The sequence below is a fragment of the Marivivens aquimaris genome, from assembly GCF_015220045.1.
Classification (GTDB): Bacteria; Pseudomonadota; Alphaproteobacteria; order Rhodobacterales; family Rhodobacteraceae; genus Marivivens; species Marivivens aquimaris.
Window position 1 is genome coordinate 1328740 of record NZ_JADBGB010000001.1, and the last position, 22437, is coordinate 1351176.

The 22437-nt window shown below is 60.8% G+C and carries 20 protein-coding genes, 1 tRNA gene and 1 other RNA gene; 8 read left to right on the plus strand and 14 right to left on the minus strand.

Going from position 1 to position 22437, the window contains the following annotated elements; all coding sequences use genetic code 11:
- The first annotated feature begins 74 nt into the window (after nucleotides 1-74).
- From IF204_RS06610 to IF204_RS06620, 3 genes are read left to right on the plus strand one after another with little or no spacing between them, the layout of a single operon-like run.
- Entirely contained in the window at nucleotides 75-872 is a 798-nt protein-coding gene (locus IF204_RS06610) for an SDR family NAD(P)-dependent oxidoreductase (RefSeq protein ID WP_194095625.1), read from the plus strand.
- Nucleotides 873-879: 7 nt separating this feature from the next.
- Nucleotides 880-1479: a glutathione S-transferase family protein gene (locus tag IF204_RS06615; protein ID WP_194095627.1), complete on the plus strand. Its 600-nt coding sequence runs from the start codon at nucleotides 880-882 to the stop codon at nucleotides 1477-1479.
- 24 nt (nucleotides 1480-1503) lie between these two features.
- Entirely contained in the window at nucleotides 1504-2955 is a 1452-nt protein-coding gene (locus IF204_RS06620; RefSeq protein ID WP_228069091.1) for an aldehyde dehydrogenase family protein, read from the plus strand.
- Between the two features lie 63 nt (nucleotides 2956-3018).
- On the opposite strand, the gene IF204_RS20260 is transcribed toward IF204_RS06620, so the two are convergent.
- From IF204_RS20260 to IF204_RS06670, 10 genes are all read right to left on the minus strand, one after another.
- A complete protein-coding gene (locus tag IF204_RS20260; RefSeq protein ID WP_194095629.1) occupies nucleotides 3019-3528 on the minus strand; it encodes a PAN domain-containing protein in 510 nt (169 codons plus the stop codon).
- A gap of 30 nt (nucleotides 3529-3558) precedes the next feature.
- On the minus strand, nucleotides 3559-3738 hold the full coding sequence (locus tag IF204_RS06630; protein WP_194095631.1) for a hypothetical protein: 180 nt from the start codon (nucleotides 3736-3738) through the stop codon (nucleotides 3559-3561).
- A 198-nt stretch (nucleotides 3739-3936) separates the two neighbouring features.
- Nucleotides 3937-4026 (minus strand) — tRNA-Ser (locus IF204_RS06635).
- Between the two features lie 81 nt (nucleotides 4027-4107).
- Nucleotides 4108-4827 carry an alanyl-tRNA editing protein gene (locus tag IF204_RS06640; protein ID WP_194095633.1) on the minus strand — a complete coding sequence of 240 codons (720 nt, stop codon included), beginning with the start codon at nucleotides 4825-4827 and terminating at the stop codon, nucleotides 4108-4110.
- Nucleotides 4824-7472, minus strand: coding sequence for a DUF3772 domain-containing protein (locus IF204_RS06645; RefSeq protein ID WP_194095635.1), 2649 nt, complete (start codon nucleotides 7470-7472; stop codon nucleotides 4824-4826). The genes IF204_RS06640 and IF204_RS06645 overlap by 4 nt, the downstream gene beginning before the upstream one ends.
- Nucleotides 7472-8503 (minus strand): cysteine synthase A, encoded by a 1032-nt coding sequence (locus tag IF204_RS06650; RefSeq protein ID WP_194095636.1) that lies wholly within the window; start codon nucleotides 8501-8503, stop codon nucleotides 7472-7474. The genes IF204_RS06645 and IF204_RS06650 overlap by 1 nt, the downstream gene beginning before the upstream one ends.
- A 50-nt stretch (nucleotides 8504-8553) precedes the next feature.
- Nucleotides 8554-9654, minus strand: coding sequence for an NUDIX domain-containing protein (locus IF204_RS06655; RefSeq protein WP_194095638.1), 1101 nt, complete (start codon nucleotides 9652-9654; stop codon nucleotides 8554-8556).
- On the minus strand, nucleotides 9654-10097 hold the full coding sequence (locus tag IF204_RS06660) for a TrgA family protein (protein ID WP_228069093.1): 444 nt from the start codon (nucleotides 10095-10097) through the stop codon (nucleotides 9654-9656). The genes IF204_RS06655 and IF204_RS06660 overlap by 1 nt, the downstream gene beginning before the upstream one ends.
- A 4-nt stretch (nucleotides 10098-10101) precedes the next feature.
- A complete protein-coding gene (locus IF204_RS06665) occupies nucleotides 10102-11310 on the minus strand; it encodes an SAM-dependent methyltransferase (RefSeq protein ID WP_194095642.1) in 1209 nt (402 codons plus the stop codon).
- An 83-nt stretch (nucleotides 11311-11393) separates the two neighbouring features.
- Nucleotides 11394-12815 (minus strand): cryptochrome/photolyase family protein, encoded by a 1422-nt coding sequence (locus tag IF204_RS06670; RefSeq protein ID WP_194095644.1) that lies wholly within the window; start codon nucleotides 12813-12815, stop codon nucleotides 11394-11396.
- A gap of 125 nt (nucleotides 12816-12940) precedes the next feature.
- On the opposite strand from IF204_RS06670, the gene ssrA reads away from it, so the two are divergent.
- From ssrA to IF204_RS06695, 5 genes are all read left to right on the plus strand, one after another.
- Nucleotides 12941-13291: a transfer-messenger RNA gene (gene ssrA, locus IF204_RS06675) on the plus strand.
- A 161-nt stretch (nucleotides 13292-13452) separates the two neighbouring features.
- Entirely contained in the window at nucleotides 13453-13926 is a 474-nt protein-coding gene (locus tag IF204_RS06680; RefSeq protein ID WP_194095646.1) for an SspB family protein, read from the plus strand.
- Between the two features lie 113 nt (nucleotides 13927-14039).
- Complete coding sequence (gene fumC, locus IF204_RS06685; protein ID WP_194095648.1) at nucleotides 14040-15434, plus strand: class II fumarate hydratase; 1395 nt, start codon at nucleotides 14040-14042, stop codon at nucleotides 15432-15434.
- An 80-nt stretch (nucleotides 15435-15514) separates the two neighbouring features.
- Complete coding sequence (locus tag IF204_RS06690; RefSeq protein WP_194095650.1) at nucleotides 15515-15694, plus strand: DUF4169 family protein; 180 nt, start codon at nucleotides 15515-15517, stop codon at nucleotides 15692-15694.
- Nucleotides 15691-15912 carry a ribbon-helix-helix domain-containing protein gene (locus tag IF204_RS06695; RefSeq protein WP_167638183.1) on the plus strand — a complete coding sequence of 74 codons (222 nt, stop codon included), beginning with the start codon at nucleotides 15691-15693 and terminating at the stop codon, nucleotides 15910-15912. The genes IF204_RS06690 and IF204_RS06695 overlap by 4 nt, the downstream gene beginning before the upstream one ends.
- Here the strand turns inward: IF204_RS06695 and IF204_RS06700 are convergent.
- The 4 genes from IF204_RS06700 to IF204_RS06715 form a co-directional block, all read right to left on the minus strand.
- Nucleotides 15909-17261 (minus strand): cytochrome P450, encoded by a 1353-nt coding sequence (locus IF204_RS06700; protein ID WP_194095652.1) that lies wholly within the window; start codon nucleotides 17259-17261, stop codon nucleotides 15909-15911. The two genes, IF204_RS06695 and IF204_RS06700, sit on opposite strands and share 4 nt — an antisense overlap.
- Nucleotides 17258-18472, minus strand: a complete 1215-nt coding sequence (locus IF204_RS06705) for a hypothetical protein (protein ID WP_194095654.1) — start codon at nucleotides 18470-18472, stop codon at nucleotides 17258-17260. The genes IF204_RS06700 and IF204_RS06705 overlap by 4 nt, the downstream gene beginning before the upstream one ends.
- A gap of 58 nt (nucleotides 18473-18530) precedes the next feature.
- Nucleotides 18531-19295, minus strand: coding sequence for a cytochrome c biogenesis CcdA family protein (locus tag IF204_RS06710; protein WP_194095656.1), 765 nt, complete (start codon nucleotides 19293-19295; stop codon nucleotides 18531-18533).
- A gap of 137 nt (nucleotides 19296-19432) precedes the next feature.
- On the minus strand, nucleotides 19433-22294 hold the full coding sequence (locus IF204_RS06715) for an Rne/Rng family ribonuclease (protein WP_194095658.1): 2862 nt from the start codon (nucleotides 22292-22294) through the stop codon (nucleotides 19433-19435).
- Nucleotides 22295-22437 lie beyond the last annotated feature (143 nt).

Sequence of the window (22437 nt, forward strand, 5' to 3'; positions counted from 1 at the left end):
CAATCGTATTTGCGCCTCGCGCCTGAATTGAAGAACTTGCCTCCAACATTCATCTCGCGTGGGGAGGCGCCAAGATGGGCGAACGCCTTAAGGATAAAGTGGTCTTCGTGACCGGAGCGGGCTCTATCGGGCCGGGTTGGGGTAACGGCAAGGCAGCCGCAGTGCAGTTCGCACGCGAAGGCGCCAAGGTCTTTGCCTCGGATATCAACGCAGACGCCGTTGCCGAAGTCGCAGACATTATTCGCGGCGAAGGCGGCACCGTCGAAAGCATCGTCTGTGACGCCGCAAACAGCGCGTCGGTCGAAGCTGCGGTGAATGCCTGTATGGACGCTTTTGGCCGTATCGACGTGCTCCACAACAACGTCGGCATCATTGATCCGGGTGGTCCCGAGGATCTGACCGAAGCCCAGTGGGATCGCTTGATGAACATCAACGTCAAGTCGATGTACCTCACCTGCCGGTTCATCCTGCCGATCATGGCGGAACAGGGCGGCGGCTCGATCATCAACATCAGCTCGATCGCCTCGACCCATAGCCTCGGCTATTCGTGCATCAGCTATTCGGCGTCCAAGGGCGCCGTGAATGCCTTTACCCGCGACATCGCGCTGAACTACGGTCGCAAGGGTATCCGCTGCAATTCCATCCTGCCGGGTCTGATGAACACCCCGCTCATCCACATGGGCAACGTGACGGACGTCTATGGCTCGACCGAAGAGATGGTCCGCCAGCGCGACGCCCTGATCCCGCTCGGAAAAATGGGCGATGCGTTCGACGTGGCGCACGCAGCGGTGTTCCTTGCCTCGGACGAGGCCAAGCACATCACCGGTATCGAACTCGTCGTCGATGGCGGCATCACCCTGAAAGTGAAGTGAGGACAGCATGAAGCTTTTCGTCAACACCACCTCTCCGTTCGTGCGTCTGGTGCGCCTCGCGATCGAGGAAAAGGGCATCGCGGACCGTATCGAGATCATCAACGTCGATCCGTGGGCTGATCTTGCGGAGTTTATCTCCGCGAACCCTGCGGGCCGCGTCCCGACGCTCGTCACCGATGACGGGGCCGCCATCGCCGAAGCGCACCTGATCCTGCGCTACCTCGAAGAGATCGCGCCGCAGCCGTCGATCTATCCCGCCGAAGGTCTGGCCCAATCGCTCGCCACCGCCGCTCTGGCGCTGGGCGCGACCGAAGCCGCCACCGCTGTCATCATTGGCCGCAAATCCGCACCGAATTTCGACACCGATATGGTCGGCACCAAACGTTTCCGCACGATGACCGACGGACTTGCCCGCCTCGACGCCGCCCTGCCCCGCGACTTCGATGACCGCGCCGATATCGGCAACCTCGCTGCCGTCACCGCGCTCGATTACATCGTGTTCCGCTATACGGATCGCGACTGGCTCGCAGAGCTGCCGAACCTCGCCGCATGGCGCGAGCGCCAGAAGGGCCGCCCGTCCATCGAAAAGACAATGCCTTACATCTAAGGCCACAGAGATCTGGGGACTGTCATGAACTCACAAGCCAACATGCCCACCACCGCACTTGCCCATCTGGACCACTGGATCGACGGGGTGTCCGTCAAACCCGCAGGTGGTCAGTATATCGAAAACATCTGCCCGATGACCGGCGAGCGTTCGGTGAACGTTGCTGCGGGCGGTGAGGCCGATGTGGTGCGCGCCGTGGCCGCCGCCTCTGCCGCTGCCGATAGCTGGCGCCGGTTCAACGCTGCCGAACGTGGCCGCCTGATGCTGGCGCTTGCCGCCAAGATGCGCGCCAACAAGCAGATGCTGGCCGAACTGGAGCGCGCCGATACCGGCAAGCCGATGGCGGGTGCTCTGGCCGAGATCGAAGGCAGTGCACAGTATTTCGAATTCTACGGTAGCCTCGTCTACCTCCCCACAGGTGACGTACTGGATGTTTCTCCCGACCAGCATGTATTCACCAAGCGCGAGCCCTATGGCGTCATTGGCGTGATCACTCCTTGGAACCTGCCGCTCAATCAGGCCGCCCGCGCCATCGCGCCGGCCCTGACGGCGGGGAACACGATCGTCGCCAAACCGTCCGAGATCACCTCGCGCACCACTATCGAAATGGCCCGCATGGCCACCGAAGTCGGCTTCCCCAAGGGCGTGATCAACATCGTCCTCGGCACGGGCCGCGAAGTCGGCGAGGCCATCGTCAGCCATTCGTCCGTCCGCAAGGTCGCCTTTACCGGCTCGGTCGGCGTGGGTCGCGCCATCGGCCGTATTGCAGCCGAACGGATCATCCCGCTGACACTCGAACTCGGCGGCAAGTCGGCCAACATCGTATTCGATGACGCCGACCTCGACACCGCCGCGACCGAAGCCGTAAAGGGCTTCACCCTCAATGCCGGTCAGGTCTGCTCTGCCGGTACCCGCGTTCTGGTGCAGCGTGCGGTCTACGATGCGTTTCTTGAAAAGATCGCCGAGGCCGTGACAGCGGTCGTGCCGGGTGAAACCCTCGGCCCGATCATCACCCCCGCCCAGTTCCAACGCGTCCAGAGCTATTTCGAGGTCGCAGAAGACGATGGCGCGCGGCTCCTGTCGGGCGGCGCGGTGGCCGATGTTGAAGGCTGCAAGGACGGCTTCTACATCCAGCCAACCATCTATGCCGACGTCACCAATGACATGCGCATCGCGCAGGAAGAGGTCTTCGGTCCCGTCGGTGTTGTCATTCCCTTCGACACCGAAGAGGAAGCGATCCGCATCGCCAACGACTGCGATTACGGCCTGATCGGGACCCTTTGGAGCCGCGACATCAGCCGCGCCCTCCGCGTCGCCGACCGCATCGAAGCTGGCCAGATTTTCGTCAACGTCTGGAACACCATGTCCGTCCAGACGCCTTTCGGCGGCCACAAGAACTCCGGCTATGGCCGCGAGAAAGGCATCGAGGCGATCCACCACTATTCACACACCAAAACGGTGACCGTGAAGATCTGACGCACTGTGCCTGAGACTGCGCCAGAATGACTACCGGCCGGAGCGATCCGGCCGGTTTTTTTGTTAGTTGCGGCTTGAGTAATCGACGATCTGGCCAGCGGTATAACCACCGAAGTCGGAACGTTCACCGTCACCGCTTTTCAGCCAGCAGGTCTGCGGGCTCGGTGCGTAAATCCAGCTGTCGCAATCGGAGTTCTGCATACAGGCCAGTTCGCAGTTGTCTGGCGACTGGGCAGGCTTGAAGTAACCGAAACGCGGATCATTGTTCACGGCAGCGAAGGCGTCGCCCATCGGCACGAACGAAGCGTTGCTCGCATAGGTGACGAGGATTTCGCTGTCTTTCATCTGATAGTTTGCAACGCCAGCGCCGGAAATATTGCTGTTTGCAAGGTGTTCTTTCTTCACGCAGACCGCGTCGGTGAGTGTACGGTCATCGTTCGGGAAGTGAGAGCATTTGTAGCCTGGGCCGCCGACCGAACCGGGATAGAATTCATCCGAACCGTTCGAGTTGGTCATGGTGTTGGTGCCTGCCAGACGAATGATCTCCCAGCTGCCCAGAGCACTGCAAGCCACATCACCGACAGCAGTCAGGTCATCACGGGTTCAGCTCGGCTCGGTGCCGATAGCAAGTTCGCGGAAAGTCATCTGGCGATAGCCGTCAGGGCATTCAGCCTCTACGCCGGTGCCACGTTGAATAATAATCTCGGCATCCTGAGCGATGGAAGACGTCGCAAAAGAGACCAGAGCGCACGCGGCAGCGAGCGCCATTTTTAGCTTAACCATAATATTCCTCGTAAATTCACACACTGCGGTTTTCACCTCGAAACCAATGCAACCAGAGGCTTTGATTCTTGCAATTAGGTTCTCACTAAGGTGAGGCTTTCCAGTAATTGGAGTCCGCCGCACGAATTTAGAAGCGCCGTCAAAACGCACATCTTCGCCTGCCGAGAGGCAGTACAAGATACTGATCTGTGAGGGTAATGGCGGACAGTGAGGGATTCGAACCCTCGAGACGGTTCCCCGCCTACACACTTTCCAGGCGTGCGCCTTCGACCACTCGGCCAACTGTCCGTGCAGCGGGGTTTACCCGCAAGCGGCGCCCATATGCAAGGGGGGCACCGCTGATTTTTCGTATGGTTTTGAGCGGTTAATTCACTCGGTCAGATGGATGGATACGCGGCGGTTGCGGGCGCCTTTTTTCTCGACCTTACCGAAACGCATTTTGCCGATCTCGGCGGTGGTTTTGACGTGGGTACCGCCGCAGGGCTGAAGGTCGATCTGGCTGTCACCGTCGGAGATGCGCACAAGGCGGATTTTGCCCGAACCGCGCGGCGGTTGGACGGACATCGTCTTGACCAGTCCGGGGTTCGCGTCGAGGTCGGCGTCGGTGATCCACTCCTCGGTGATCGTCAGATCGCGGGAGATGAGGTCGTTCAGGCGCTCTTCGAGCAGCTCCTTGTCCTCGGGAGCCTCCGGCATGTCGAAGTCAAGACGCCCCTTCTCTGCCCCGATCTGACCGCCGGTGACGGGCAGCGGGATCACGACCGACAGAAGGTGCAGCGCGGTGTGGACGCGCATGTGACGGTGACGGCGATCCCAGTCCAGCGTCTGGGTGACCTCGGTGCCGACCTCGGGGAGCGTTTCGCCCTCCGCAGGGACCAGCACGACCGTTTCGCCCTCGGCCTTCACAGCGGTCGCGATCTTGCACGAACCGCCGTCCCACGTCAGCTCTCCGCTATCGCCAGGCTGGCCGCCCGACGTGGGGTAATAGAGCGCACGATCCAGCACCACGCCGCCTTGATCGGTCAGTTCAAGCACCGTGCCAGTGGCTTCCCGCATGTAGGCATCTTCGCGGAAAAGGAGTTCGGTCATGAAATTTCATCCCCATCGTTATCGTTATTGTCGTCTTTTTTATCGGGTACATCAGGCGCAATCGGCTCTTGCGGCGGCTCGGATGTAACCGCCTGCTGCTCTGCCGCTTTGGACTTGATCTCTGCCTGTTCGGCCTCGCTAGGTTGCGAGCGCGCCATTTCGCGAAGCGCCTCGGGATTGCGGAGCCACAGATCGCGCTGCGCAAACGGGATCTCGATGCCCTCTTCCGAGAAGCGACGGTTGATCTCGTGGTTCATCTCGGACTGCACTTGGAAAATGAAGTGGATGTCGCGGATGATCGCGCGGATATCAAAATCGAGGCTGTCCGCGCCGAAGCCGCGGAAATAGACGTTCGGCGGCGGGTTCAGCAGCACCATCGGGTGCGCCTCGGCCACTTCGCGCAGGATCTCCTCGACGCGGTGACTATCGGTGCCGTAGGCCACGCCCACAGGCACGATCACACGGCCGACGGAGTTGCCACGCGTCCAGTTGGTCACCTGCCCCGATACGAGATCGGCGTTGGGGATGATGACATCTTTACGGTCGAAGGTTTCGATGCGGGTCGAGCGGACTGAGATGCTGCGCACGTGGCCCATCTGGTCGCCCACCTGAATCCAGTCGCCTTCGGAAATTGGCCGCTCGATCAGCAGGATGATGCCCGACACGAAGTTCGACACGATGGTCTGAAGGCCAAAACCGACACCGACCGACAGCGCACCGGCCACGATGGCAAGGCTGGAGAGGTCGATGCCCGCCGTGGTGATCGCGATGACCGCAGCAAGGAAAATCCCGAGGTAGCCGATGCCCGAAACAGCCGCGTTCTGCCCGCCGATATCGAGGCGGGTTTTCGGCAGGACGGTGGACCGCAGCGTGCTCTGGATAAAGCGCGTGATGCTGTAGCCAATGGCGAACACAGCGGCGAAGGTCACGAAATCTCCGGGAGAGATGCGCGTTTCCCCGATGATAAAACCTTCGCGGAAACGGCTCCACAGCTCCAGCAGATCGGCTTCGCGCACGCCCCACATCAAGGCAAGGATCGGCAGCGAAATCACGATCAGCAGGAAGGCCGAGATCACCGGCATCAGCGCATCGGCGGCGCTATCGGGCGAGCCGGTCCAGACGATGTAAAGGTCGATAATCAGGCGCTGGATCAGCATGATAACGGCCAGCACCGACAGCGTACGTACCGCAGGGTAAAGCAACGCGCGCGCACCGACGTCGTAACCCGCAAGCGCCAGCAGTGCGCCGACAACGGCGATCACCATAGCGATGCGACCCGCAACGGCGAAGAAGCGGTAGCGGTAGACCTCTTTGTTTTCTTCCTTCTTCGAGGTGCGGAACAGGAGGCGTCCGAACTGATAGAGGAAGAACGCCAGAAGCAATTCGATCGGCAGCAGCACGACGCCCGCGATGGTATCGGGCTCGTCCGTGACGGTCACAAGACGTGTCAGCAGGTAGCCGATGGTCAGCAGCCAACCGAGGCTCCAGACGATGCGACGGGCGCGTTTGTGCTCGTCTCCGGGTGTGCCAAGAAGCGAGTCCTTTTCGGGATCTTCGGGGAAGAACTGGAACGAAATCCACTTGGCTATGATGACGTGGAGCGAGGCATAGGGCAGCGCCTCGACCAGCAATTGCCCCCTGAACCCGAGTAGCCCAGACACATTCGCAGCGATCGTGATGATCCAGACGCCCAAGAGCGGCAGCAGGATTTGTCCAAGTGAGATGATGAACTGCAGCGCGTCGGCCCATGTGCCCGCGCCTTGGATCACCCTGTCCTGCATACTGATAATCCAGCTCCGTCCTCGCGCGATCAGCACGGTGCCGACTACGAACATCAGGGCGGCCTGAATGAAGCTTTCCCAGATGCGGCCAGAGCTGAAACGGCTCACAATACGGGCGTTGGTCTCGTTCGCGATGCTAGTGACGGCGTTCCACATCGCGGTCGCGCCATCGACCCAGTGCACAGGATTGAGCGGCAGCGGGCCGCGTTCGATCAAGTGCTGGGTCTGGCGTTCGCGGATGACGGCGTCGATCTCGGCCACGAGGCCATTGGCGCGCACATAGGCTTCCTGCGCCAGAACGGCGGGCGCCATCAGCGTTTCAAGCTGCGTGTTCAGCGTCTCGCGGCGGTCGGCAATGGCCTGCGGCTCGCTCTCGCCGTCGGCGGGCTTTTCACCCAATGCGGCGATCTGGGCCGTGACGGTATCGGTGCGGGTCGAATTGATCGACTCCGCCGCCAGCAATTCATCGCGCCAGTTGACGATTTCCGACCGCAGGCGGTCGAGCGCGAAGCTGGAAACGGTCTCGTTCGCCAGCCCCTGTTCTGCCCTGACGGCGACACGCTCCCATGCCTCGTAATCGGGTCCGGTCTCGGCAGAGAGTTGTTCGATCGCGGGCTGGGCGGAGGTGTCGACAGGCGCGGGTTCATCCTCGGCTGCGGCCTCTTCGCCGCCGTCCGAAGCGCTGTCCGAACTTTCGGCGCTGCTGTCACCTTCAGTGCTCTGCGTGTCGGTGGTTGTCAGTCCATCCAGCGCGGACGTGGCAATATCGGCCAGCGAATTGGTTTCGTCCTGCGCATACGAAAAGGCTGGCAGCAGGGTAAATACCACTGCCACCAGCCAGAAAAACTTGCGAATGGAGGTCATTAGTCCTCGAACACTCCAGGGATCGACGACGGGCCCTGCTCGATCCAGCCCGGAACCGGAAGGCCCTTGGCCTTGAGGAATTCGGGGTTGAACAGCTTGGACTGGTAGCGGGTGCCATAGTCACACAGGATGGTGACGATGGTGTGGCCCGGACCCATCTCCTTGGCCATGCGGATCGCACCGGCGACGTTGACGCCCGACGAACCGCCAAGGCAGATGCCTTCGTTTTCAAGCAGATCGAACACGACCGGAAGCGCTTCGCTATCCGAGATGTTGTAGCTGTAATCGGGGGTGAAGCCTTCGAGGTTGGCGGTGATACGCCCCTGCCCGATGCCTTCGGTGATCGAGTCGCCCGACGATTTCAGCTCGCCCGTGGTGTAGTAAGAATGGAGCGCAGCGCCGTCCGGATCGGCCAGACCGATCTTCACGCCCTTGGGCTGGAGCGCCATGCCGACACCCGCGAGCGTACCGCCCGAGCCGACCGCACAGATGAAGCCGTCAACCTTGCCGCCGGTCTGTTCCCAGATTTCGGGACCGGTGGTTTCGATGTGGGCTTGGCGATTAGCGACGTTGTCGAACTGGTTTGCCCAGATGACGCCGTTCGGATCGGTCTTCGCCAGTTCTTCAGCCAAGCGACCAGAGTAACGGACGTAGTTGTTCGGGTTGCGATACGGCGCCGCCGGAACCTGTACCAGTTCGGCGCCCGCCAGACGGATCATGTCCTTCTTTTCCTGAGACTGCGTCTCGGGAATGACGATCACGGTCTTGAAGCCCATCGACGCACCAACCAGCGCGAGGCCGATACCGGTGTTACCGGCGGTGCCTTCGACGATCGTGCCGCCGGGCTTGAGTTCGCCGCGGGCGATGGCGTCTTTGATAATATAGAGAGCAGCGCGGTCCTTGACCGACTGGCCGGGGTTCATGAACTCGGCCTTGCCCAGAATGGTACAGCCCGTCGCCTCGGACGCGGCACGAAGCTTGATGAGCGGCGTGTTACCGATAGCTGCGGCGAGGTCTGGTTTGATCTGCATTCGAGGGCCTTTCTTGCTTTCCTCTTGTGTAGGTCTGCTGACGTGGGAACTCAAGCCGATGTCCGCAAGCTCTCGCGCTTTCTTGCGACCCAATTGAGCATCGCGATGAAGGGCAGCACGGTAATCTCGCCGCTGTCGACGAGGTCCAGCGCATCGTCCAGTTGTATGGTGTGCACGCGGATGTCCTCCTGCTCTTCCTCGAGACCGCCGGTGTAGCTGTCACGTTCTGGAAGATCAGTTAGGGCAACAAAACAATAATGGTACTCCGAAGCGTTACCAGGGCTCGGATATCCGCCGAAAAGCTCGATGACCTTGTCCAGATTCAGTCCCGCTTCTTCCTCGGCCTCGCGCACGGCGGCCTCCAGCGGGGTTTCGCCCGCGTCGACCATGCCTGCAATCGGCTCCAGCATCCACGGGTTACGATCCCCGCGCAGCAGCGGTCCGACCCGCATTTGCTCGACCATCATCACGCGGTCGGTCTTGGGGTCATATGGCAGAATGAGCGAAGCATCGGCACCGTAGAAGCCTTCGCGCGGCATCTTCGGAGACATGCCGCCGGTGAAGGTATCGTGCTGGATCTGCATCTCGCGATACTTGAAGAAATTCCCGTAGAAGCCTGACGTGCCTACGATTTCCGCATGACCAGCCTCGCGGCGAACCTTGGCCGTGCCGTCATTGTGGGCTGCGCGGTAACGGCAGAACGCGCGGTGACGAATGCGGTCCCACCAGCGCTTCAACTCATCCGGCGTAAGCGGCGGATTGTTGGCGGCGATCTCTTCGGCGGCGTAGCGGCTGACTTCACCATGCTCGCGCTGCCAGACCGCCAGATCCCACGCGCCGCCCGTTTCCTGACCAGCCGGCGGCATGTAGACCGTCGCCTGATGGCCGTTCACCTCGCGGGTCACTTTGTCATAGCCGAATGGCACTTCGTAGGCGTCGAGCGCGTCCGATTGCATGTCGGTCAGATCGGTCAGCAGCAGCCCTTCGGCCTCCGCTCCTGCGCGCTCCACAAGAACTGGAAGGCCTGTGGCATTTTCAACCAGAACGGTGTGACCCGGCAAAACCGCAGGCTCGAATTTGATCGACCCACGGCACAGGGTTTCGCGAAGCGCCTGATCGCGCAGCGTTCCATAAACAAAAATAGCGGTCATCAATCGACGTATCTGGCCACGAATTGGGAAAGAAGTCCTGCGGCCAATGCTCCTGCCGCGAACATACCCAGCGTGCTCGGTTGCGCAATGACAACCAGCACATCGAGGCCGAGGTCGACAATACTGACCACCGCCTCAAGCACATTGTCGTAGCGCATTTTCAGCGCCAGATCGATCATGCGGATAAAGCCGTTAGCCAAGAGCGCGAGAACAAGGCAGAGAATGCCGCCCGAAATCCCGTTACTCAGGCCGCCCGTCAAAAAAGTCGGCATCCGGCGACCAAGCACCGTCCAGCCGATAATCACACCACAGAGCACGTTGACTTCGAAATAATAGGGAAGCCGCATATACCCTTGCAGCAGCGGCGCAGTCGGGACCGAAATGGCTCCCATGACTGCGCCGAGGCACAAAGCTCCCGCTAAGCGGGATAAAGTCAAATACATTCACTCAAGCCGGTTTTGAAACCGTGATCTGCGTCACGTCGCAGTTCCCACCGTGGAACGTTCCGGCGCACGAGGCAAGATAAAGGTTCCACATACGCTTAAAACGTTCATCAAAACCGAGTGCCGCGATGTCGTCCCACTTGGCGTTGAAGGTGTCATACCAGCGGCGCAGAGTGACCGAGTAGCTCTCGCCAAACTCGATAGATTTGTCGACTTTGAGACCGGATTTTTCAACCTCTTGGCGAAGTACAGTCGGTCCCGGAAGCATACCGCCGGGGAAGATGTATTTCTGGATGAAGTCGACGCTCTTGCGGTAAATTTCGAACCGGCGGTCCTGCACGGTGATGATCTGGAGGGTCGCCTTACCGCCGGGACGGAGGCACTCGCGGACTTTACCGAAATAGACGGGCCAGTATTTCTCGCCTACGGCTTCGAACATCTCGATCGAGGCGATGCCGTCGTACTTTCCGGTCTCATCACGGTAGTCCTGAAGACGTAGCTCCACCTGATCGGAAAGCCCAGCCTTTTCAATACGTTCCCGCGCGTACTTCAGCTGCTCCTGACTGATGGTCAGGCCGGTGACCTTCAGTCCGCGTTCCTTCGCGGCGTATTCGGCAAAGCCGCCCCAGCCGCAGCCGATTTCCAGCACGTGATCGCCGGGTTTGACGCCCATCTGGTCGATCATCGAGGCGTATTTCTGCTCCTGCGCCTTCTCCAGATCCTCTTGCCCGGTAAGGTACAGCGCCGACGAATAGGTCATGCTGTCGTCCAGCCAGATCGAATAGAAATCGTTGCCCAGATCGTAGTGATAGCTGATGTTCTTGCGTGCTTGGGTTTTCGTGTTGGACTGGAGCCAGAAGCGCATCCGCTCGTACATCCGCACCAGCGCCTGCCCCGGAAAACCGTCGAAAATCTCGTCGGCTTCGTCCTGGATCAAATCCATGAATGCCATCAGATCAGGCGTCGACCACCAGCCGTCCATATAGGCTTCGCAGAACCCAAGGTCGCCTTCGCGGATGAGTCGGCTGAACAGATCCTTGTTGTGGATGTTCAGTTCGGCGACAAATCCGGGCTCTTTTCCTTCGGCGCGAAAGACACGTCCATCGGGCAGAGTGATGTCCACGCGGCCACGCTTCATCGTAGAAACGACGTCGAACACCTGCGGGAAATAGCGCGGAAGATCCGACTGCCCTTTTGTCGAAGTCAAAATCATCTCAATTTCCTCGTCCAATCAATTCGAGATTAGCGGTTTGGAGACACTTGTCACGTAAACCGCATAAAAACCGTTACAAAAATTCAGTCTTTGTAGCCTTGGTAGGCATCAAGCGCCCGCTGGCGACCTTCATCGAGGTCGATAATACGGTCGGGGTACGCGTCATCCGCCGACATGTTCCAGCGTTCGGGAATGGCGTCGAAGTATTGCAGCGCTTCCTTGGCGGGATTGCTGCGCCCTTCGGCGATCCACGTATCGCGGTAGGTGCCGTTCTCATCGAACTTGTCGCACTGGGTCGCAGGGTTATAGATGCGGAAATATGGCGCCGCGTCGGGGCCGGAACCCGCCGTCCATTGCCATCCCAGTGCGTTCGACGCGGGGTCCCAGTCGGTCAGGCAATCTTCAAACCAGCGCATTCCGACGTCCCAGTGGGTCATCAAGTGCTTGGTCAAGTAGGACGCGACGATCATGCGCGAGCGATTGTGCATCGAGCCCGTCACCCACATCTCGCGCATGGCGGCGTCAACGAAAGGCTCGCCAGTGCGACCCTGTTTCCACGCCTTCACCTCTTTCTTGCGCTCGTCGGTGTTCCACGGAAAGTCGTTCCACTTTTCGCGCCAGTTATCGTTGGTGATGTGGGGCGTGTGGTAAATGAGGTGATACGCAAACTCGCGCCAGACCAGTTCCTTGAGGAAATGCTCGGCCCCTGCCTTGCCTTCTTCGCGGGCGCGCTGGCCGGCGTACCAGATGGAAAGCGGAGCGATCTCGCCGTAGGTCAGGTTCTCTGACAGGCGCGAGCCCGCATCGATGGCGGGATAGTCGCGCTCTTCCTTGTATTTCTCGATGCGGTGGGCGGTAAACGACGACAGGCGGCTGCGGGCGGATGTCTCACCGACGACCTGATAGGACTTCACGATGTCCGTCGCGCGGCGCATCCCCGCGTCCAGCTTCCAATCGTCCAGCTTGTCGGACTTCGGCCAGCTATCGGGGGCAGGTATCTTCGACGGCGCAGAGAGTTGCGAGGGCAACTCGCGCCCCTTCACCGCGTTCCACATCGGCGTGTAAACCTTGTAGAAGCCGCCGTCCTTCGTCTCCACCGTCCACGGCTCGAACAACAGGTGGCCGGAGTGGCTTTCGGCCTCGATGTCCATGTCCTTCAGCGCCGATTTCACGTCCGTATCCCGCTCGCGGCAGGCCGGATCGTAGAGGCGAGACCAGTGCACGGCCCCTGCTCCGGTTTCCTTGATAAGGTCTTTGAGAACTTCCAGCGCGTTCCCTTTGCGCAGGATCAGCTTGCTACCCTTATCCTCCAGCGATTTCGCCAGCGCGTCGATCGACATGCCCCATCGCATCCGTGCGGCAGCGCCCGTGGTTTCGACAATCTCGTCATTGATAAAGACCGGAATGACGGGGCCACCCGAATTGCAGGCGGCGGTCAGCGCGGGATGGTCGGAAAGGCGCAGATCGCGGCGGAACCACATAATAACGGGGCGGTTGTCGGACATAAGGTCTCCGGTCGAAGGAATACCGCACAAACTGTGGCGCTGCGGCGTTTTGACAAGAATACGCACACCCAGCAGCCTTGGATCGGCCAAGACCGTAAATTTCCACAACTTTCTTTTGCCGCTCACCCCTTGAGCGTTCCCCCTCCGTCCACTATATCTGTCCTGTCGCTTCGGCGACTATGGACATAAACGCGCTCGTAATAAGCGGATCGGACCCGGGGGCGGTACCCGGCGGCTCCACCATACATCCTTCATTTGGGGATCATGGGGCCGAAATAGGATCGACGAACGTCTAAAGGGGTTTGCTTTGTCCCGGTGAGATACCACCGTTATCGGTTCAAACAGTATAGTTGCAAATGACAACCGTGCTCCGGTAGCTCTCGCTGCGTAAGCAGTGCGAAACACCGAAAATTAAGCCCTTGCGCCTAGCAGCGTAAGGCGGGGTTCGGAGGTACCTGGCAACAGAAACCTCCACTTCCTCCCCCCTTATAGAACGCCCGATATCCGCAAATGCGGTTGCAGTGCGCGTGACATTCGGCATATTCGCCGCGACGGGCTTTTGGGCTTTGTGAGGTTTCACTTTCCTCCCATTCCGAATCCCGTATGCTGGAAGAAAGACAAGCCGAAAGGACAGACCGTGAGCCGCTCTATCGACTACGGAAACCTCATGCACGACGCGATGCGTGGCCTCATCCAGAAGGTCCTCACCCGCGTTTCCAAAGAGGGTCTGCCTGGCAAGCACCACTTCTTCATCACCTTCGACACCCAGCACCCCGACGCCGAACTGGCCGACTGGCTTTCGGACCGTTATCCGGGCGAGATGACTATCGTGCTCGAACACTGGTTCGACGGTCTTGAAGTCACTGACGAAGGGTTCTCGGTCATCCTGAACTTCGGTGACAAGCCCGAGCCGCTTTACATCCCTTACGACGCGATCCGCACCTTCGTGGACCCGTCGGTCGAATTCGGCCTGCGTTTCGAAACGCACACCGACGATGATGACGGCGACGACGATGATGACGACGAAGCGCCGATGGAAATCGTCGAAGACGACGAGGACGCACCGCGCAAGGAAGCCGAGATCGTCTCGCTCGACAAGTTCCGCAAATAAGCGCCTGAACCTGCACATTTGTTAGCGTTAAAGCGCGGTATCCCACGGTATACCGTATTGCTTTCGGTTGGGTATGGGGTATGACAGGGCAACCCTTTGTTGAGGAGAGCCCTATGACCGCGACCCGCACCGAAACCGACAGCTTCGGCCCGCTCGAAGTTCCTGCCGACAAGTACTGGGGTGCACAAACCCAGCGTTCCATCATCAACTTCCCCATCGGCTGGGAAAAGCAGCCCGTGCCGATCATTCGCGCGCTCGGCGTTGTGAAAAAAGCCTGCGCCATGGCGAACAAGGAACTCGGCACCATGGACGCCGAGATCGCTGACGCCATCATCGCCGCCGCTGGCGAAGTCATCGACGGCAAGTTCGACGACAACTTCCCGCTGGTCGTCTGGCAGACCGGTTCGGGCACCCAATCGAACATGAACGCGAACGAGGTGATCTCGAACCGCGCGATCGAAATGCTCGGCGGCGAGATGGGTTCGAAAAAGCCCGTCCACCCGAACGATCACTGCAACATGGGCCAGTCGTCTAACGACACCTTCCCGACCGCGATGCACGTCGGCATCGCCATGCAGGCGCGTGACGTCCTGCTGCCGGGTCTGCGCAAGCTGCTTGCCGCTCTCGAAGCCAAGCAGGAAGAGTTCAAGGACATCATCAAGATCGGCCGCACCCACACGCAGGACGCCACCCCGCTCACGCTGGGTCAGGAGTTCTCGGGTTACGCGCATCAGGTCCGCAAGGGCATCGAACGCGTCGAAGCCTGCCTCGGTGACATCTACGAACTGGCGCAGGGCGGCACGGCTGTCGGCACCGGTCTGAACACCAAAAAAGGCTGGGCCGAGATAGTCGCGGGCAACATGGCCGAAATCACCGGCCTGCCCTTCGTCACCGCGCCGAACAAGTTCGAAGCACTGGCCGCGCACGACGCGATGGTCATGCTCTCGGGCGCGCTCAAGACCGTTGCCGGTTCGCTGTTCAAGATCGCCAACGACATGCGTCTGCTCGGCTCCGGCCCGCGTTCGGGTCTGGGCGAGCTGATCCTGCCCGAAAACGAGCCGGGTTCGTCGATCATGCCGGGTAAAGTGAACCCGACCCAGGCCGAAGCCCTGACCATGGTCTGCGCGCACGTCATGGGCAACGACGCGGCTGTCGGCTTCGCTGGCTCTCAGGGTCACTTCGAACTCAACGTCTACAACCCGATGATGTCCTACAACGTGCTGCAATCCATGCAGCTCCTGGGCGACTCGGCTTCGGCCTTCACCGACAACATGGTCGTCGGCACCCAAGCCAACACCGCCCGCATTGAAAAGCTGATGAAAGAGTCGCTGATGCTGGTCACCGCGCTGGCCCCGACCATCGGCTACGACAACGCCACCAAGGTCGCCAAGACCGCGCACAAGAACGGCACCACCCTTCGCGAAGAAGCCATCGCGCTCGGCTTTGTTGACGGCGAAACCTTCGACCGCATCGTGCGCCCCGAAGACATGGTCGGCCCGAAGGACTGATCCCGTCTGTGAGAAAATGCAAAGGCCGCCCCGCAACGGGCGGTCTTTTTCTTTGCGCGGAGCAGGCGTAAGGTCGCGCCATGGCAGATGTTGTGAACCTCAACCGTTTCCGCAAGCAAAAGCAAAAGGCCGACGCCAAGCGTCAGGCCGACCAGAACGCCGTGAAGTTCGGACGCTCTAAGGCCGAGCGCGAGCGTGAGGACGCGATTACGGAGCTGGCCAAAAAGCGCCTCAACGAGTTGAAACGGGACGACGAATGACGACCCGCCCCGTCAAACACTCGGTCACACTGCACGGCCACCGCACGTCAATTTCGCTGGAGCCCGAGTTCTGGGACGCCTTCCGCGCCGCGGCGAAGGAAGACGGCAAGGGCCTGAACGAGCTGACGGCAGAGATTGACGAAACGCGCGGCGACGTGGGTCTAGGCTCCGCGATCCGCGTCTACATCCTGACACGGCTGCAAGCCAAACTCGCCTAGCGCGGCGTAATCATCAGCCAGATCCCGTTGGCGGAGCGCACGGTCAGATGCGCTTCGGGGATCGGTGTGCGACCCGGCGCTGGTTCGAACCGGAACTTTCGCACCAGCATCGCGAGCAATAGCGGCCCCTCGACCATTGCAAAACCCGCTCCCGTACAGACCCGCGCACCGGACGAGAACGGGATGAAAGCCTCGCGCATACAGGCTTTTCCGTTTTCGGTGTGCCATCGCGCGGGGTCGAAATCGTCGGGCTTTTCCCAGAGCCGTTCGTGCCGATGCAGGTGCCACGGCGACAGCACAACCTGCGCGCCTTCCTTCACGGGGCGGTCACGGAACGTCTCGGGACAGGTGGTTTCGCGCACCATCATCGGTACCGGCGGATAGAGCCGCAGCCCCTCGCGGAACACATCGCGGGCCGTTTTCAGCTTTGACAGCTGCGAGAAATCGTCCGTCAAATCAGCGGCTTCGGCGGCGATCTTGTCCTGCCACTCGGGGTGCGTCGCGAGCAGATAGAGCGTCCAAGCAAGCGCAGAGGCACTGGTTTCATGCCCCGCGAGGAAGAAGATCGCGACCTGATCGACCATCTCCTCCACGCTGAACTTCTCGCCCGTCTGCGGGTCAGTGGTCGTCATGATCTTGGTCGCGAGGTCGTCTGGCGCGGTGCCTGCCTTGATCTCAGTTAGACGCTCGGCGGTCAGCGAGCTGATGAGTTGCCGGATCACCTTGGCCGTCCGTTTTGTCTCTCGCCGGAAAAACCGCGGCATCCAACGCGGACCGGGGACAAATGCGGCAAGGTTCAGGATCGGCATCGTCCGCTGATGCAGACGGAATTCGTGGAACACGCGCGCGGCGGTGTTGTGTTCGATCGGGATCGAAAACAGCGTGCGAAAGATCACATCGGCGGCGGCGTGGCTCGCCTCCTGCTCGAACTCGATCGGCTCGCCGTTGGCATAGTGCTCCACCCGCGCCACCATCGCCTCGCCCGCCGCCCACATCGCGGGGAAGGTATCGCGCAGGCGCCCGCCCTCGAACGCGGGGTCGATAATGAGGCGCTGGCGTTTCCACGTCTCGCCATTGGTCAGGAACACCGAGTTGCCGAGCAGCGGACGCAGGCCAGCACCCACACGGTCCGACTTCGGGAAATCGTCTGGCCGCTCATTCAGCACCAGCCGCACCAGCGCGGGGTCGTTGCACATGTAGCTGCGGAAAAACGGTGTTTTAAACTCCGCCATCCAAGCACGATAAAGCCGCGCTGGCTGGGCGCTCAGGATGTCCTGTCGGAACAGCCGCACATAGCGGCGGAGGCTGACCTTATCGGGCCGCGCCTCTGGTTTCGGCGGCTTCGTCATGCGCGGACCGAGGTGAATTTGTTCACCGGCTTGGTCATGCGGCTGCGCGAATGGGTGCGCTCGGCGTAGCGATCACCCAAGGCCACTGGCCCCGCTGTGATCCGGAAATAGTCGTAGTCCTTTGGTCGGTCGAAGGCGCAAAGGTACTGGAAATGCAGACGGAAGAACCGCCAGCGCAGTTCCTTCCACCGTTCGGGCGAAAGGGTCTGCGTGAAGGACGCCGAGATCACCAGCGGCCAATTCTGCGCCTCCGTCGCCACCCCGCTCACCGCCACCGGATCGCACAGCGCAAAGGCGCAGCCATCCCCCGGAGCGGTCACGTCGACCCACGTCAGTTCGTCCCGTTCGGACAGATACGCCAGATCGGCGCGGAGGCGGTCCGCTTTGGGCAGGAAACTGACCATCGGCACGACTTGCCCGAGGCTGAGAAATGACAGGCGTTTGCCCTCAGGCACCCTGCCCGCGCGGATCAGATCGGCGAGGATGGAGACCGCGAGGTGCGCGCCCGACGAATGGCCGACCACGAGCACTTCGTCATAATCGGCGGTCAGCGCCTCTGCGATCACGTCCCCGAATGACGCCATGCGGGCTTCGAGTTCGGGCGGGTTCGCGCCGCGATAATGCGCCGAATAGGCGTAGTCGTGCATCAGGTAGTAAGCGAAGAACTTGCCGTCCTTGGCCTTGAACCAGTTCAGCAGCCGCCAGCCGAGAAACGCGCCGATGGCAAGCCCAATGATCTCGCCGAACGTCACCAGAGCGCCGACCTCCGTGCAGATCCAAACGACCAACAGCGCCAGCAATGCCTGCACCAGCAACGCGCCTACAGGGTACAGGGCAGCGATCACAGGCCCCTTGCGGAGCTGCATGAGACGAAACAACGCACCGGTGGAAATGTAGACCCACGCGGTCTCGACCAACTGGCGGTAAGTGGCGGGGATCGACTGGCTCATGGAGCCGCGCACGATGTCGGACCAGACCAGCACATCGATGTCGGCGTGGGCCGCCTGCCCGCCCATCACCGCGTCGACCTGCCACCCGTAGGCGCCGCCAGTGGCTTTTGGTTGCAACGCGATCTCATAGCCGGAGACCTTGGCTTGCTCAGCGGATTCCTTGCGGTAAAGCTCGCGGTAGCGGCGTGGATGGATCGGGTCGTATCCGGGGATGTAGAACACCCGCCGCCGTTCGACCCTGCCCTGCCCAGTTTGCGCCATTCCAGATTCCGCGTGTCTTTTCACGGACTTTAGCGGCGAAAACGGGCGAGAGTAAGACTTAACCGATATTCGCGAGAACGGGGAATGTCTCCAGCAGCCAGCGGCTGAGGTCGGTGAAACGGCCCGTGAGCAGCATCAGACCGACGGTCCAGAGCAGCAGGCCCGAGATACGCTCGATCCGATCCATGTGGCGGCGCATCCATGCCATCGGCCCCTTAAGGCGCGAGAAGAACGCAGCGACCAGCAGGAACGGAATGCCGAGGCCCATGGCGTAGGCGAACAGCAGGATCGCGCCGCGCGTCGCGGAGCTTTCGTTGGCGGCCACGGCGAGGATCGCCGACAGGATCGGGCCAAGGCACGGGGTCCAGCCGAAGGCGAAGGCGAGGCCCAGAAGGTACGCGCCAAGGATCGAACCGCCCTGATCCTTCACGTCCACGCGGGCTTCGCGCATGAATAGCGGGATGCGGATCGCGCCGACGAAATGCGCGCCGAAGAGCATAATCATGAGGCCGAAGAAGATGTTCGCTTTGTCCGAAATCTCGAAATAGAACTGCCCGACCATCGACATCGCGTAGCCGAGGAACAGGAACACCGTCGACAGGCCGAGAACAAAGGCCACAGCGGCGACCATCACGCGACGGCGCGCGCCGGTGTCTTCGTCCATCTCGTTGACGCTGACGCCGCCCATGTAGGCGAGGTACGGCGCGGAGACAGGCAAAACGCAGGGGCTGAGGAACGACAGAAGACCCGCAAGCGCAGCAACGAGCATCGCCAGAATGAGGCTGGCATCGACGAGCGACTGGGTCGAGGCGAAGTTTTCCATCATGTCCCCTTAAACGTTCCATCTTTTGGATAACTCAAAGCCGGAGCGAGGTCAGCCGGAAACACTGGCGCAGATCGTCACAGTTTGGCGAAGGGCTGAAATGAAAACGCCGCCCCGAAGGGCGGCGTTTCAAGTTCTTAGCGGGACCACCAGCCAGTGCGCTTGGGCTTGGGCGGTGCGGCGGGTTCTTCCGCTGCGACCAGCTCGGGCTCCTTCGGCTCTTCCGGTGCGGCCTCTGCAACAGGTTCCGCCGCGGGCTCTTCGGCCTTGGCTTCTTCGGCTGCGGCTTCTTCCGCTTTGGGTTTTTCGGCCTGTTCAGCAGCCTCGGTCACCTCGGCAGCGGTGGTGACCACTTCCTCGGGTTCCTGAGCAGCAACATCCACGACTTCCGGTGCGGGCTGCGCTTCGGGAGTTTCTGGCTGAGCGGGAGCTTCCTCGGCAACGGCTTCGGCAGCAGGTGCCTCGGCGGGCGCTTCAGCAGCGACCTCGGCAACCGGCTCCTCGACCTTCTTGCGCGAGCGGCGAACACGCTTCTTCGGCTTCTCTTCGGCAGCGGCTTCTTCAGCCGGAGCTTCCGCAGGTGCCTCAGTAGCTACGGCGGCCTCGGCGGGCTTCTCTTCGCCCTCGGCAGCCGGTTCGACCTTCTTGCGCGAACGGCGGGTACGCTTCTTGGGCTTCTCCTCGGCAACCGCTTCTTCAGCAGGCGCTTCGGCTGCGGCCTCTTCAGCCTTGGCTTCGACAACTTCGGTCAGTTCGGCAGCGGCAGCGGTCTCTTCGACCTTCTTTTCGCTATCGTCCGAACCTTCGGAGTCATCCGAGTTATCATCCGACTGATCCGAGTTCTCGTCATTGTTGTTGCCACCCCGACGACGACGGCGACGACGACGGCGCTTCTTGGGCTTCTGTTCTTCTTCCTCAGCAGCCGGAGCCTTGGCCTCGACCTCTGCCTCGTCGTCCTCGGTCTCCTCGACGATATCGTCGAGTTCCTCGTCCAGCTCGGCCATGGAGACCGACGAGGTCGAGATCACGGGCTGGGCTTCGGGCACGATGCGGGTTGCGGTCTTGAACTTCTCGATCTCGAAATCGGGTGAGATCATCGACGGGTCACACTCGATACGCACAGCCATGCCGTAGCGCATTTCGATGGCCGCGATGTGTTCGCGCTTCTGGTTCATCAGGAAGTTGGCGATAGCAATCGGTGCCTTGACCAGAACTTCTTTGGAACGGCCGCGAACGCCCTCTTCTTCAAGCTGACGCAGAATGGCGAGCGATACCGAGTCGTCCGAACGCAGCAGACCGGTGCCGTGGCAGTGCGAGCACGGCTGGGTCGTGGCTTCGAGCATACCCGGACGCAGACGCTGACGCGACATCTCCAGTAGGCCGAAGCCCGAGATGCGGCCAACCTGAATTCGGGCGCGGTCGGTTTTCAGCTTGTCCTTGAGGCGCTTTTCAACGGCAGTGTTGTTCTTGCGCTCGTCCATGTCGATGAAGTCGATGACGATCAGACCGGCAAGGTCGCGCAGGCGCAGCTGGCGGGTGATCTCTTCGGCAGCTTCGAGGTTCGTCTTGACCGCGGTCTGCTCGATGGAGCCTTCCTTGGTCGCACGGCCCGAGTTCACGTCGATCGCGACGAGAGCTTCGGTGATGCCGATGACGATGTAACCGCCCGACGGCAGTTGAACGACCGGATTGAACATACCGGCAAGGTAACCCTCGACCTGATAGCGCGCGAAGAGCGGCAGTTGGTCGGCGTAGGGTTTCACGTTCTTCGCGTGCGACGGCATGATCATACGCATGAACGTCTTCGCGGTGCGGTAACCTTCGTCACCCGCAACGATCACTTCGTCGATCTCTTTCGAGTAAAGATCGCGGATCGTGCGTTTGATGAGGTCGCCCTCTTCGTAAATCTTGGCAGGGGCAGCGGATTCCAGCGTCAGTTCGCGGATTTGCTCCCACAGGCGCTGGAGGTATTCGTAGTCGCGCTTGATCTCGGCCTTGGTGCGCTGGGAACCGGCGGTACGGATGATGAGACCTGCACCATCCGGCACGTCCATCTCGTTCGCGATTTCCTTGAGCTTCTTACGGTCGGCGGCGTTGGTGATCTTGCGGCTGATGCCACCGCCACGGGCGGTGTTCGGCATCAGGACGCAGTAACGGCCTGCGAGCGACAGGTAGGTGGTCAGAGCAGCGCCCTTGTTGCCGCGCTCTTCCTTGACGACCTGAACCAGCATGATTTGGCGGACTTTGACGACTTCCTGAATCTTGTAGCGCTTGGGGCGCGGCTTGCGCACCGGACGCACGTCCTCGGAGTCGTCTTCGTCAGCGACGGACTCGATCGAGTCGTCCTTGTCGTCATCGTTGTCGTCTTCGTCGTCCGACGACTCTTCCGTTTCGGCAGTTTCTGCCTCGGCGGTGTCGGGCTGTTCGTCCTCGTCGTTCGACGGGGTGTCGACCGGCGTTTCGGCAACGGTTTCCATCGGGCTTACTGCGTCGTCGTCATTGTCCGACTTGGCCTCGCCTTCACCATCTTCGCCCTCGTCGAGGTCGATGGTTTCCATGCCCGAAATTTCCTTGGTGGCGACGGGATCGTTATTGTTGCTCTCGGCGGCTTTCGCCTTGGAGCGGCCACGACCACGGCGCGAACGGTTCACCTTGCGGGGCTTTTCGTCCTCGTCGTCATCCTTGTCGTTCTCGGCTGCGAGGCTTTCGGCATAGGCACGTTCTTCGGCCAGCAGAGCTTCGCGGTCGGCGACGGGGATCTGATAGTAATCGGGGTGGATTTCCGAAAACGCGAGGAAGCCATGGCGGTTGCCGCCATAGTCAACGAAGGCCGCCTGAAGCGACGGTTCGACGCGTGTTACCTTTGCGAGGTAGATATTTCCGGCGAGCTGCCGTTTGGACTGACTTTCAAAATCAAATTCTTCGACTTTGTTTCCGTCCACCACCACAACGCGGGTTTCTTCCGCGTGGGTGGCATCGATGAGCATTTTCTTTGCCATTTGATCCAATTGCACGGCACATGGCCGCCCACCCTGGCGGGGCGGCGGCAGATGTAGCGTGTCTATTAGGGGCGATGGGCGCTGCGCAGACAGAGAGGCCCCTCGGGGCCATCATCGTTCTGCCTGTGTTCAGCGCGCGTTGC